This is a genomic window from uncultured Algibacter sp. (genome assembly GCF_947490405.1).
In the GTDB taxonomy this organism is placed as follows: domain Bacteria; phylum Bacteroidota; class Bacteroidia; order Flavobacteriales; family Flavobacteriaceae; genus Algibacter_B.
The window spans coordinates 135,699-149,239 of the sequence record NZ_CANLGU010000005.1 but is presented as its reverse complement, the minus strand read 5'-3'; the positions used below and the strand labels follow the sequence as shown (position 1 = coordinate 149,239).

Below are 13,541 nucleotides of genomic sequence, written 5' to 3'. Positions count from 1 at the left end.
GGTTTAATTTGTATTGTAATAAATGTTACTTAACAAGTTTGTAAAAGGTAATGAAATTAGAATAAACATTAATGAGTAGTTGCGCTAGGGATTGCAGTGGAAAGCCCACAGCCCGACGAAGGAGGAGCGAGGACTTGTAACGAAAAGCCCGACCCTTGTGGTAGCGCCCAAATTATTTAAAGCACTTCTATTTTGTTTCTGCTGAGTTTGATTTTGTTTTGATTTTCTAATTGTTTTAGGAGTCTGGAGATAACCACGCGCGATGTATGGAGGTCTTCAGCGATATCTTGGTGTTTTACAATGATGGTTTTTGAGCTGTGAAGTTTGGTTTTGTTAATGAGATATTTAATTAACCTTTCGTCCATTTTTATGAAAGCGAGGTTATCTATGGCTTCGAGCATTTCGTCAAAACGCGTTTGATAACTTTCTAGTATGAAGTTGCGCCAACTAGCGTTCTCGTGAAACCATTTTTGCATATTTTGCACAGGTATCATGATGAGTGTTGAGTCTTTTTCGGCTACTGCTCTTATTTTACTTTTTGAGGTGCCCATACAGCAAGTGAGCGACATGGTACAGGTTTCACCAGCTTCTAGGAAATAGATGAGAAGTTCGTTACCGTCTTGATCTTCACGGAGAATTTTAATGTTTCCACTTAATAAAAGTGGGATGTGTTTTAGGGTTTGATTGATATCTATGATGATATCGTTTTTTTTGTACGTAACTAATTTGCCAATGGTTTCTATTTCTTTTATCAGCGAATTATCGAGGTTTTTATTGAATTTTTCTTGTAGGAGTGTGTGAGCCATATTCAAAAGTAAGAATTTAAAAAATTGAAAGAAATTGTTTGGTGGAGTTTTAATAAAAAATGTATATTTGCACCCACGAAAAAAGGCCATGTGGCGCAACTGAATAGCGCACTTGATTACGGCTCAAGAGGTTGCAGGTTTGAATCCTGCCATGGTCACGAATAAAAAGAAAAGGAGAAAAATAGTTTGAGCTTGCTCAGAGATTATTTTTCTCCTTTTCTTTTTTCAAAGCGGAGCTTTATCAGGATATACAATCCTTCAAATAATAAAGCTACCTTTAAATGTACTATTCCATATTCCTTGAATTTATAAGCTGGAGTTTTTGTTTTCAAAGTGGTGCGCTGTTTAGGTGTAATTCTATCAAGATTTTAAAAAAGTTTAAAACACCAAACTAAAAGCGGTGCCTTCTCCCTCAACACTTTTTACCAATATTCGGCCTTTGTGCAGCAACATAATTTGTTTACAAAGACTTAACCCAATACCGCTACCAGTAGCTTTACTAGTAAAGAATGGTACAAAGATATTCTCTAAAATATCCGATGGAATACCAGAACCATTATCGTATACTTTGATAATGATGTCTCTGTTTGGGTTTTGAGATGCTAAAACCTTAATTTGTGCATCATCTTTATTTTTACAAGCATCAACTGCATTTAATATTAGGTTTATAAGTACTTGTTCAATAAGGTGAGTATCTATATCTAGTTGAAGCTTTGGACTAGAAATGTTAAATTGAATATCAATATTTTTGGCTTTGATAGATGGCGCCATGAGTAATTGAATATTATTAAACAATTCTGAAATTTTTACCCGTTGCAAATTCAATTTAGTTACTTTGCTTAAACTGCGATATGTTTTAGCAAATTTTAAAAGTCCTTCACTTCTTTTCTTAATAGTTTTTATACCTGAGTTTAAATCTTCTAGCTCTAAAGGTGTTTTTTTAGGTGCTTCTATAGCTAATTGTAAGTTCTTTTGTAACGTGTCTGCTAATGAGGAAATAGGCGCGATAGAATTCATTATTTCGTGAGTCATAACACTCAATAGTTTTTTCCAAGATTCTGACTCGTTTTTATTTAGAGTGTTATCTATATCTTGAATAACAATAAGTTTGAAAGCATCTTCATCCACTTGAAAAACAGTATCAGAAATTAGTATTTTAATACTTTCATTTTGTAAAGCAATAGATATTGAATTTGGTTCTCTATGATAAGTCTCAAAGATGGTGTTGAATAATTCTGGCTTTCTCTTTTCTACAAATCCAATATTCTTGAAAGATGGCATGTCTAAAATTTCTCCAAAAGAGTCGTTGCTCCATAAAACTATGCCAGTTTCTAAATTAAAAGCAATAATACCAATATCTACCATTTCTAAAATCTTTTGTAGATAAACATATTGCGCTTGATTTTGAGAATTAATCTCTTTAATTGTTCGGTTTATTTCATTAAAACCTTTATATAAAAAACGAATGTCTTTTGGACCTCTGTCTTCTGGGAACCACCTTGAGAAATCGCGATACTTTACAGCTTCAAAAAAATCATCCATTGCCACAAATCTTCGTTTTACAAAGCTATAAGTGTTAACTAGTATATATATTAAACCAATACTAGATACTACAATATATGCTACATGAGATTTGTATATAGAATAGCCTAAAGCCAATATAATACTAACAAGAAGCAGTATTCTGAAGAATAAACTGAAGATGTATGTCTTATAGTTCATACTTATCTAGTCTTCTGTATAAAGCAGCTCTAGTAATACCAAGTTCTTTGGCAGATTTTGAAACGTTTCCTTTGTTCTTTTCCAATACAGTTAGGATAGCATTCTTTTCAATATCGTCTAAATTTAAACTTGTATTTTCTATGGTTTTATTTGTGGTGGCGTGTTCTATAGAAGAAAAGACTAAATCTTCTGATTTTAAAACGTTACCATCTGTCATAATCACTGCGCGTTCTAAAACATATTGTAGCTCTCTTACATTACCTGGAAAAGGATGCTTTTTTAGTTTTGAAATAAAACCAGAATCAAAAGAAAAAGCATTTTTATTATATTTTTCTGTATAAAGTGAAACAAAGTGATGTGATAGAGCTGTAATATCTGTACCACGTTCTCTTAATGGAGGTACAGTAATATCTACGGTGTTTATTCTGTATATTAAATCTTTCCTAAATTTATTCTCATTTGCCAAGGTTTTAGGATCAATGTTAGTGGCACAAATTAACCTGATATCGATTGGTATAGATTGGTTTGAACCTAATGGTGTTACTTGCCTATTTTGAAGAACAGTTAATAATCTAACTTGTTGCCCTAGGCTGATGTTTCCTATTTCGTCTAAAAATAATGTACCACCATTAGCAGCTTCAAAGCGTCCTTTTCTATCTTCTCGAGCATCAGTAAAAGCACCTTTTTTGTACCCAAACAATTCGCTTTCAAAAAGTGTTGAGGTTAAAGCGCCAACATCTACTTTAACAAAAGGTTTGTTTCTTCTATTAGAGTTTTCATGAAGTGCACGAGCTATTAAATCTTTACCTGTGCCGTTTTCTCCTAAAACAAGAACATTAGCATCAGTTGGAGCAACTTTTTTGAGTTTTAGAAATACATCTTCCATAACACTACTCTCACCAATAATTTCAACACTATCAGAATTGAGGCTTTTCTTTTTTGAAGATATAGATTTTTTGTTACTAAGAATAGTTGTAATCGTTTCAATAATTTTTTCGTTCTTCCAGGGTTTCATAAGAAAGTCAGATGCGCCTTCTTTTAAACCTCTAATCGCTAAATCAATATCAGCATATGCCGTCATTAAAATTACAGCAGTTTCAGGTTTTTGTTTTCTAATTTTATTTAACCAAAAAATACCTTCATTACCAGTGTTTACTAACCCATTAAAGTTCATGTCTAGTATGATAATATCATAATGAGCACGTTCTATTTGCGCAGTAATATTACTTGGGTTTTTTTCAGTTTGAACATCTTTAACTAAAGGTTTGAGAAGTAATCGGAGTGCCGTTAATACATCTGCATCATCATCTATTATTAATATTGTAGCGTTTTTTAAAACCATTACTCGATAATCGAGATTAAATTAATAGAAAGTTTACCTCATAGGTGCCTGTTTTTTTGAAATAATCATTTAAACTTACTCTATGTGGTAGTATTACAATATTACGATTTTATATTCAGCTTAAAAAGACTCTCAAATCAAAAATATATTGGTGATTAAAAGTGTACAGTTTCGAACATAAAGTGTATCAAAATCGGACACTTTTATTTCTAAACAAAAATATAACTAATTGATTTTAAACTGTTTGTATTTGTGGCATTATCTTCACTATGGTATAAGTGTCAAAACAATATACAAATGGACGTACCAATTCAAAAGAAAAAATTCTCTAAACAAAAACTAATACTCATCGGAGGTGTATTAGCTATCATAGCATTAATCATTTATGTGTTTATCAAAACCTCTGGTGGCGCAAAATTGAATGTGGATAAAGAAAGGATTTCTATTAATACCGTATCTAAAGATGTTTTTCAAGAAAATATTCCAGTTAATGGTATTGTTTTGCCAATAACCACAATTTATTTAGACGCATTAGAAGGAGGGCGTGTAGAAGAAAAGTTTGTTGAAGATGGTGCGATGTTAAAAAAAGGTGAACCAATTTTGAGATTATCTAATACAGATTTAGAATTAAGTCTTATTAATCAAGAAACTTCAGTATATAACTTACTAACGCAAATGCAAATTTCTCAGAATGCTGCACGTCAGAACACAATAAATAGACAAAACCAATTTACGGACGTTGAGAATGGTCTTATTGAAGCAGAGCGCATTTATAATTTAAACAAACGCTTGTATGAAAAAGATGCAATTGGAAGACAAGATTTTGAATCTTCTAAAAACAACTATGAGTATCAAAAAGAACGTATGCGATTAGCTAAACAAGTACTTTCTGAAGATTCATTATCATCAAAACTTGAGATTAATCAAGCAAGAGATTCTTATGCCAGAACGCAGAGTGCCTTGGAGCTTATGCGAAAAAAAGTAGGCGACTTAGTTGTACGTGCACCCATTGATGGTCAATTAACATCTTTAGATGCTGAAATTGGTCAATCTATAACCAAAGGAACACGATTGGGGCAAGTAGATGTTACCAGCGGTTATAAAGTTAGAGTAGATATAGATGAACATTATATTTCAAGAATTTATAATGGACAAACAGGAACATTCACTTTTAATAATAAAGCCTACACTTTAGTTATTAAAAAAGTTTTTACTCAAGTAACCAATGGCCGTTTTCAAGTAGATATGAAGTTTGAAGGCGATGTTCCCGAAGGTATTAGGAGAGGGCAAAACTTGCAGATTCGTGTAGCACTAAGTGCAGAAAAACAAGCTTTATTAGTAGCCAAAGGCGGCTTCTTTCAAAAAACTGGAGGAAACTGGATATTTAAAATAAGTGAAGATGGTGATACAGCCTATAAAGTTAATATAAGATTAGGAAGTCAGAACACAGAATATTATGAGGTTATAGAGGGATTGAATCCTGGCGATAAAGTAGTAACATCAAGCTATGATTCCTTTGGAGATGTAGAAGAGTTAATTATAAAATAAAATACAATCAATAAAAATGAATACAATGATACAGATTACGGATTTAGAGAAGTTTTACCGAACAGAAGAAGTGCAAACTATTGCTTTAAACAAATTGTCTTTTGATGTAAAACAAGGTGAGTTTGTTGCCATCATGGGACCTTCAGGTTGCGGAAAATCTACTTTATTAAACATTCTTGGGTTATTGGATGATCCAGATGGAGGCAGTTTTATATTTAATGGAACTGAAGTCGCTGGTTATAATGAGCGTAAACGTTCTGAACTGCGAAAACATAACATAGGTTTTGTGTTTCAAAGTTTTAATCTTATAGATGAACTTACCGTTTTTGAAAACGTAGAGTTACCATTAATCTATACTGGCGTAAAACCAGCAGAACGTAAAAAACAAGTTGAGGCTGTTTTAGAAAAGATGCAAATTATGCATCGAAGAAATCATTTTCCACAGCAATTATCTGGTGGTCAGCAACAACGTGTAGCTGTAGCAAGAGCGGTTGTAAATAATCCAAAACTAATCTTAGCAGATGAGCCAACAGGAAACTTAGATAGTACCAATGGTAATGAGGTTATGGATTTGCTTATCGATTTAAATGAAGCTGGGACTACTATAATTATGGTTACACACAGTGAACATGATGCAAAATATAGTCATCGTATTATAAGAATGTTAGATGGTCAAAAAGTAACAGAAAACATTTTGGCTTAAATCGACTTTCATCAATCAATCAGGTGGAAAGCACTTTAGTATAAAATCAATCAACTAATCAAATATTTATACTGAAGTGTTGAAGTCAAATCAATAAAATAACGAACAGTAACACAAAGAATTATGCTTAGAAATTATTTCAAAATAGCGTGGCGAAGCCTTAAGAAAAATAGGCTTCAAACTAGTATTAATTTATTAGGACTTACTGTTGGAACTGTATGTTGTATAAGTATTCTTGTTTATGTTTTTGCTCAGTTTGGATATGATACACATCACGACGACGCGCAATCTTTGTATCGTGTAAGATCAAATATTAAAAGTATAGGTAATACTAGTATTAATTCTACTTGGGCGGCTTCAGGGCCACCTATTGTCTTTGCCATGAAGGAGGATTTTCCAGAAGTAGAAGATGCCTGTCGTATTGTTTATTTTGGAGAAGGCGACAATGCTTTATTAAGAGCAGAAGGTAGTACAGAAGGGTACTATGAACCCCGAGGATATGTTGCCGATTCTACATTTTTTGAATTTTTTAAATATTCTTTTTCAGAAGGTAATCCTTCGAGTGCATTGAATGCTCCAAATACTGTAGTGCTTTCATCAAAATTAGCAAAGAAACTGTTTGGCACAGAAAAAGCGTATGGTAAAGAAGTTATTATGGGTGATGGTGATGATGCGCTTAATCTAATAGTAAAAGGTGTTTTCAATGAACAAAGCGGTAAATCACATCTTAATCCCAATTATGTGATGACTATGTTTACCCCAGGTGTCGGACAATTTGTAAGAGAAAATCAGAATTATGCCAATCAAAATTTTGTTTATAGTTATGTGAAATTAACATCTGGAGTTAATGCTTCGGAATTAGAAGGAAAACTACCTGAATTTCTTCAGACTCGTGGTGCAAAGGATTTAAAGAGGTCTGGATTTGATAAAACACTTTTGCTTCAGCCTGTTAAGGATATTCATTTATTTTCTAAAGGCATTGAAAGTCAAATAGACCCTGTTTCAGATATTCAGAATTTATATGTGTTATTGTTTCTAGCAGGACTTATTTTACTCGTAGCTTGTGTTAATTTTGTTAACCTGAGTACAGCACGTGCAAAAAATCGAGCTAAGGAGATAGGCGTGAGAAAGGTTGTAGGTGCTAGTAAAAATTCACTAATCAATCAGTTTTTGTGTGAATCCGTTTTACTCTCTTTAATTGCTACACTAATTAGTATTCCAATTGCCATTTTAGTTTCTCCTTTTTTAAATGAGCTTACTCAAGGTGATCTTACTTTTGTTGATTTCCTAGATTATAAAATTCTTTTACTCATTTCCGCAATAGGTTTTCTCACAGGAATAATAGCAGGTGTTTATCCAGCTTTAATACTTTCTTCAATAAAACCTGTAAAAGTGCTTAAAGGTGTAGTTAGTGCAAAGTCTGGTCATGCCATGTTACGTAAGTCTTTGGTAGTGTTCCAGTTTGTTGTGTCTATTGGATTGATTTCTTCTGTAATTATCGTTATACAACAGCTTAAATATACTCAGCAGAAGGACATGGGGTTTGATAAAGAACAACTACTTGCCATTCGGTTAGGCACAGATGTAGTTTCACAACGCTATGGTGCTATAATGACGGAGATGAAGTCTGTTGGAGGTGTAGCTGCCATTGCTGGTAGTGATTATTATCCGTCACAACTTATTCGTGGTGATGTTGGATTGCATTTACCTAGTGCAGATCCAACGATACAAACAAAGGTGATGTATAATTCAATAACACCTGATTATTTTAAAACCACAGGTATAAAATTACTAGCAGGAAGAGAATTGCGTGCTCAAGATAGTACTCAGGTTGTTGTAAATAAAACAACGATAGACGTTTTTAATATAAAGCTTGATAGTGCTATAGGTTCGATTATATCCCAAACTTATGAAGGTAGAAGACAAGATTTTGAAATTGTAGGAGTTTCTGATGATTATCACTTTGCTTCTCTTAAATCTGTAATAGAACCACTTATTCTTTTTAACGAATCACAGCCTAACTGGATGATTTTGCGTACGAATTCAAATGATTTTAAATCCTTGCTTGTTAACCTAGCAGCCAAATGGAAAATCACGAATCCTAACATCCCATTTGTGTATACTTTCGTCGATAAAGAAGTTGAAAAACTTTATGTAGAAGAGCAACGACTTAGTAAAATATCTATTCTGTTTACTATGCTAGCTATAATAATAAGCTGTTTAGGTCTTTTTGGTTTAGTGTCTTATGTAGCCGAACAAAAAAGAAAAGAGATAGGTATTCGTAAAGTACTTGGAGCTAGTGTGCAAACGGTGGTTAAATTATTGACTAAAGATTTTGTCTTACTTGTAGGTATAGCTTTTGTTATTGCAGTACCCTTAGCTTATTTTACAATGCAAAATTGGTTACAGGATTTTACCTATCGTATAGATATAAGTTTATGGGTCTTCTTTTTGGCTGGGTTTGTTGCTTTGATTATAACGCTTTTAACTGTAAGTTTTCAAGCGATTAAAGCCGCCATAGCGAATCCTGTAAAATCATTAAGAACAGAATAATTAATCATCAATCAAAAAACGAACAGTAATTCTTTAGAAATCATGCTTAAAAATTATTTCAAAATAGCGTTTAGGAATCTTATCAAAAACAAAGTGTATTCATTTATTAATATTTCTGGATTAGCTATAGGTATGGCAGTTGCAACCATGATAGGTCTTTGGATTAACGATGAGTTAAGTCACAACGATTATTTTACAAATAAATCTACTGTTGCCCAAATGATTCAAAGTCAGACTTTCAACGGGAAAACTGGAACAGGATCAGCAATTCCAAGGCCTTTAGAATTTGAGCTACGCCAAAATTATGCAGATTACTTTAAGCATATTGTAATGTCTTCTTGGAATAACTCTGTGTACCTCCAAGTTGGGGATAAAAGCCTCTCAAGGGAAGGGAGTTTTATGCAAGAAGGAGCGCCAGCTCTACTGGATTTGAAAATGATTAAAGGCAATCATAAGGCATTAAAAGAAGTTAATTCCATAATGTTATCAGAAACTTTAGCTAAAGATTTATTTGGTGATGAAGATCCTATAGGAAAGCCCGTTACTGTTAATTATGAGGGAGACTTAATGGTTACTGCTGTGTATGAAGATATTCCAGAAAATAATTCTTTTAACAAATTATATTATATAGGTAACTGGGAAATGATGATGCAGACTTATGATTGGATGAGAAATGCAAAAGATTCGTGGGGTAATAATTCGTTTCAACTATTTGTCCAAGTTCAAGAAAATACAACTATAGCAGCTGTTTCTGAAGTTATAAGAGATGCTAAAAAGAAAGTTGCAGGTAAAGATATAGAAGAGTTTAATCCGCAACTAATGTTATTACCAATGAAAGATTGGCACCTACGTAGTAATTTTGAAGATGGTATACAAACAGGAGGACGTATTGAAAATGTTTGGCTTTTTGGTATTATAGGTGTTTTTGTTTTACTGTTAGCTTGTATCAATTTTATAAATTTAAGTACTGCGCGTTCAGAAAAAAGAGCTACAGAAGTCGGTATCAGAAAATCTATTGGTTCTAACCGTAGCCAATTAATTATTCAATTTTTAAGTGAGTCATTTTTAATAGTTGCATTCGCATTTGCTTTGGCTATTGGTATCGTATTATTGTTTTTAAATGGCTTTAATACTTTGGCAAGTAAGGCTATTGTTTTTCCATGGTCGAATACAAATTTCTGGATGCTATCATTAATATTTATAATATTTACGGCGTTAGTTTCTGGAAGTTACCCAGCATTATATTTATCGTCTTTCAATCCAGTAACAGTCTTAAAAGGTACATTTAAAGCAGGACGTTATTCAGCGTTGCCACGTAAAGTTTTAGTAGTCATGCAATTCACCTTTTCGGTAGCATTGATTATTGGAACGATGGTAGTCATGAGCCAAATTCAATATAGTAAAAACCGTCCTATAGGATACGATAAAGAGGGATTAGTTCAATTGCCAGTGATGAGTCCAGAATTTGAAGGTAAAGCAGATCTTATTAGGAGCCAATTATTAGAATCTGGCGCCATTATTAATATGTCTACTTCCAGTAGTCCAGCAACACAAGTTTGGTCCAACAGGAGCGGTTATACTTGGGAAGGCAAACCAGAAGGGTTTCAAGAAGATTTAGCATTTACATCTGTATCTTATGAATTTGCAGAAACCATGGATGTAGAACTTATTGCAGGTCGTGGATTTTCACGTGAGTTTGCAACGGATAGTACAGCTGTTATTTTAAATGAAACCGCAGTAAAGTATATGGGTTTGCAAAACCCTATAGGAATGCTTATTAAAGATTCTGATGTTGAAGATCCAGCACCAACATTAAAAATTATAGGTGTAATTAAAGATATGATTGTGCAATCTGCTTATCATCCTGTAAAGCAAGCCATGTATGTTTTTGATGCTCATGAAAATGCGAGCTATTATAATTTACGTTTGAATCCTAATAAAAGCGTAAGTGAAAGTCTAAGTGTGATAGAAGCTGTATTTAAACGTAATTTTCCGAGTATACCTTTTAAATATCAGTTTGTTGATGAAGAGTATGGGAAAAAGTTTAAAGCAGAAGAGCGTATAGCAAGTTTAGCTAAAGTCTTCACAATCCTTGCTATTTTTATTAGTTGCCTTGGTTTGTTCGGTTTGGCATCTTTTGTGGCAGAACAGCGTACTAAAGAAATTGGTGTTAGAAAGGTGTTAGGCGCTTCTATAAGTCAATTATGGTTATTACTTTCAAAAGACTTCATTACTCTGGTAGTTATATCAATTTTAGTAGCATCTCCATTGGCATATTATGCTATGGGACAGTGGTTGCAGAAATTTACCTATAGAACAGCATTAGGTTGGGATGTCTTTGCTATAGCTTGCTTAGGGGCTATAATAATTACACTTATTACTGTTAGTTTTCAGGCAATTAAAGCAGCTATTGCTAATCCTGTAAAATCACTGAGAACAGAATAATTATCCATCAAAAAACGAATTATCATGATTAAAAATTATTTCAAAATAGCATTTAGAAACCTACTAAAACATAAAGGGTTTACAGCTTTAAATATTAGTGGCTTAGCCATAGGAATGACTGCTGGGTTTCTTGTTTTGATGTATGTAGGTTTTGAATTGAGCTACGATAAAATGCATAGTAAAGCAAACTCAATTTATAGAGTAGTTGCAGATATAAAAACACCTTCTGAGACTATAAATGCAAACAAAGCAGCATGGGCTGTTGCACCTAATTTAGAAAAAGAATTTCCAGAGGTATTAAAGGCTACTCGTATCACGAATTTTAATTTGGTTGTGGTAAGGGATGATAAAAAAAATATTGAGGAAAATGTTATAGCAGTTGATTCTGCATTTCTCGATATTTTCGATTTTAAATTAATCAAAGGTGAAAAGAAAACGTTATTTAAGAACCCTCATAACCTAGTAATTTCAGAAGAGATTGCAGAGAAATATTTTGGTGATGTTGATCCAGTTGGAAAACAACTGGATTTAGACGGATATGATGATCCTGGTTTAATTATGGGAGTTATGGAAAAAATTCCTGAAAATTCCCATATTCAGGCGGATATAATTATGTCCATGATAACTTTTACAGCACCGCCAGATAATCGAGATGAGCACTGGAGTAATTATAATCCTTATAGCTATATACTAGTTGCAGATGGTACTGATCCTAAAAGATTAGAATCTAAATTTCCTGAGTTTCTTGAGGAGAAAAATGGAGATCAAATGCGAGAACTCCAAATGTTCGTTACACTTTTTCTGGAACCATTTTCCGATGTGTATTTAGCATCAGATAGAGGTGGCGATATTACGGGTAACATTAATAACGTATATATCTTCTCAATAATAGGCATTTTTATACTCTTAATTGCTAGTATTAATTTTATTAATCTTTCAACGGCGCGCTCTGTTGAAAGAGCCCGAGAAGTGGGCATACGTAAAGTTATTGGAGCTGGAAAAAATCAACTCGCGTTTCAATTTATTGGAGAATCTATAATTGTATGCTTGCTTTCTTTTTTAGTAGCACTCGGTTTAGCTTCTTTAAGTTTACCATACTTTAATGATTTGGCTGGTAAAACGGTTAGTACAGGCATTTTTATCGAACCCATTAATGTGTTTTACCTTTTTGTAATAGCACTTTCAATTGGTGTTATTGCTGGGATATATCCAGCTATAGTGCTTTCTGCATTTAAACCTGTTAGTGTATTAAAAGGGAGCTTTTCTAAAGGTAGTAAAGGTGTTTTACTCAGAAAGAGTCTTGTGGTTGTACAATTTACCATTTCTATTGCCTTAATTATTGGAACCATTGTTATTTACAAACAAATGCATTTTATGCGAAATCAAGATTTAGGTTTTAATAAAGAACACACTTTGGTTATTCCAACTGAAACTGGGAGTTCTCAGGAAGCACTACGTAATAGAATTGAACAAATTGCTGAGGTAGAAGGTACAGCTCTTACTTCTAGTGTACCAGGAACTGGTAATCCAGCAGCGTATTCTGAAGTTGAAAACCAAAATGGAGATATGCAAGTTGCCAATTTGGACTTGTATTTTGTTAACGAAGATTTTATTGAACAACTGGGAATGGAGGTTATAGCAGGAAGAGGTTTTTCAAGAGATTTTCCTTCCGATTCTTCAAAAGCCATGGTTATTAATGAAAAAACTGTAGCACTACTTGGGTATTCAAATCCTGAAGATGCTGTTGGTGCTCGTTATGATCAATGGGGAAGTAATGGGCAAGTTATAGGGGTGATTAAGGATTTTAATTTTAGATCACTACAACAAGATATTAGCCCATTAACTATGCGTTTAGATCCAACTAGTACAAGTCTTGTTACAGTAAAAATACAAGGACAGAATATCTCCAAAGGGCTAAGTTCTATAGAAGATGTTTGGAAATCTATGAAACCTGCAGATCCTTTTGAATATTATTTTTTAGATGAGCTTTTTGATGCGCAATATGAAGCAGAAGAAGACTTTGGAAACTTATTTTTGAGCTTCGCGTTATTAGCCATATTTATTTCATGTCTAGGTTTACTAGGTTTAGCCGCTTACAGTACGGTACAACGGAAAAAAGAAATTGGAATTCGTAAAATAATAGGTGCTTCTGTAGTAAACATTGTGAATCTGCTCTCAAAAGACTTTTTAAAATTGGTAGGCATATCTTTTATAGTTGCCGCTCCCATTGCTTGGTATGCAATGCAAAGTTGGTTGGAAGATTTTGCTTATAAGATAAATGTTGAATGGTGGATGATAGCTTTAGCTGGGGCAACTGCCATTATTATTGCTCTAGTAACTGTTAGTTTTCAAGCTATTACTGCAGCAGTTGCAAATCCAGTTAAGTCGTTACGAACAGAGTAATCATCAATCAAAAAAGGAA

At 33.3% G+C, this 13,541-nt stretch carries 8 protein-coding genes and 1 tRNA gene; 6 read left to right on the top strand and 3 right to left on the bottom strand.

The window, feature by feature from the left end; genetic code table 11:
* Positions 1–176: 176 nt before the first annotated feature.
* Entirely contained in the window at positions 177–806 is a 630-nt protein-coding gene (locus tag Q0772_RS12095) for a Crp/Fnr family transcriptional regulator (protein ID WP_298345039.1), read from the bottom strand.
* An 84-nt stretch (positions 807–890) separates the two neighbouring features.
* On the opposite strand from Q0772_RS12095, the gene Q0772_RS12090 reads away from it, so the two are divergent.
* Positions 891–964, top strand: a tRNA-Arg gene (locus Q0772_RS12090).
* 220 nt (positions 965–1,184) lie between these two features.
* Here the strand turns inward: Q0772_RS12090 and Q0772_RS12085 are convergent.
* Positions 1,185–2,528, bottom strand: a complete 1,344-nt coding sequence (locus Q0772_RS12085) for a HAMP domain-containing sensor histidine kinase (protein ID WP_298345036.1) — start codon at positions 2,526–2,528, stop codon at positions 1,185–1,187.
* Positions 2,518–3,870, bottom strand: a complete 1,353-nt coding sequence (locus Q0772_RS12080; RefSeq protein ID WP_298345033.1) for a sigma-54 dependent transcriptional regulator — start codon at positions 3,868–3,870, stop codon at positions 2,518–2,520. Before Q0772_RS12080 ends, Q0772_RS12085 begins: the two co-directional genes overlap by 11 nt.
* A 297-nt stretch (positions 3,871–4,167) precedes the next feature.
* Between Q0772_RS12080 and Q0772_RS12075 the strand changes: the two genes are divergently transcribed.
* The 5 genes from Q0772_RS12075 (at position 4,168) to Q0772_RS12055 (ending at position 13,522) form a co-directional block, all read left to right on the top strand.
* A complete protein-coding gene (locus Q0772_RS12075) occupies positions 4,168–5,418 on the top strand; it encodes an efflux RND transporter periplasmic adaptor subunit (RefSeq protein WP_298345030.1) in 1,251 nt (416 codons plus the stop codon).
* Positions 5,419–5,443: 25 nt separating this feature from the next.
* Positions 5,444–6,121 carry an ABC transporter ATP-binding protein gene (locus Q0772_RS12070; RefSeq protein ID WP_298345027.1) on the top strand — a complete coding sequence of 226 codons (678 nt, stop codon included), beginning with the start codon at positions 5,444–5,446 and terminating at the stop codon, positions 6,119–6,121.
* Between the two features lie 123 nt (positions 6,122–6,244).
* The gene (locus tag Q0772_RS12065) at positions 6,245–8,674 is read left to right on the top strand and encodes an ABC transporter permease (protein ID WP_298345023.1); all 2,430 of its coding nucleotides are present in this window, start codon (positions 6,245–6,247) and stop codon (positions 8,672–8,674) included.
* A 42-nt stretch (positions 8,675–8,716) separates the two neighbouring features.
* Positions 8,717–11,119: an ABC transporter permease gene (locus tag Q0772_RS12060; RefSeq protein ID WP_298345021.1), complete on the top strand. Its 2,403-nt coding sequence runs from the start codon at positions 8,717–8,719 to the stop codon at positions 11,117–11,119.
* Positions 11,120–11,143: 24 nt separating this feature from the next.
* Positions 11,144–13,522, top strand: coding sequence for an ABC transporter permease (locus Q0772_RS12055; RefSeq protein WP_298345018.1), 2,379 nt, complete (start codon positions 11,144–11,146; stop codon positions 13,520–13,522).
* The last annotated feature ends 19 nt before the right edge of the window (positions 13,523–13,541 follow it).

Excerpts from the sequence above, each read along its gene's own strand:
- Q0772_RS12095 (WP_298345039.1), bottom strand. The coding sequence starts at position 806 with ATGGCTCACACACTCCTACAAGAAAAATTCAATAAAAACCTCGATAAT.
- Q0772_RS12085 (WP_298345036.1), bottom strand. The coding sequence starts at position 2,528 with ATGAACTATAAGACATACATCTTCAGTTTATTCTTCAGAATACTGCTT.
- Q0772_RS12080 (WP_298345033.1), bottom strand. The coding sequence starts at position 3,870 with ATGGTTTTAAAAAACGCTACAATATTAATAATAGATGATGATGCAGAT.
- Q0772_RS12075 (WP_298345030.1), top strand. The coding sequence starts at position 4,168 with ATGGACGTACCAATTCAAAAGAAAAAATTCTCTAAACAAAAACTAATA.
- Q0772_RS12070 (WP_298345027.1), top strand. The coding sequence starts at position 5,444 with ATGATACAGATTACGGATTTAGAGAAGTTTTACCGAACAGAAGAAGTG.
- Q0772_RS12065 (WP_298345023.1), top strand. The coding sequence starts at position 6,245 with ATGCTTAGAAATTATTTCAAAATAGCGTGGCGAAGCCTTAAGAAAAAT.
- Q0772_RS12060 (WP_298345021.1), top strand. The coding sequence starts at position 8,717 with ATGCTTAAAAATTATTTCAAAATAGCGTTTAGGAATCTTATCAAAAAC.
- Q0772_RS12055 (WP_298345018.1), top strand. The coding sequence starts at position 11,144 with ATGATTAAAAATTATTTCAAAATAGCATTTAGAAACCTACTAAAACAT.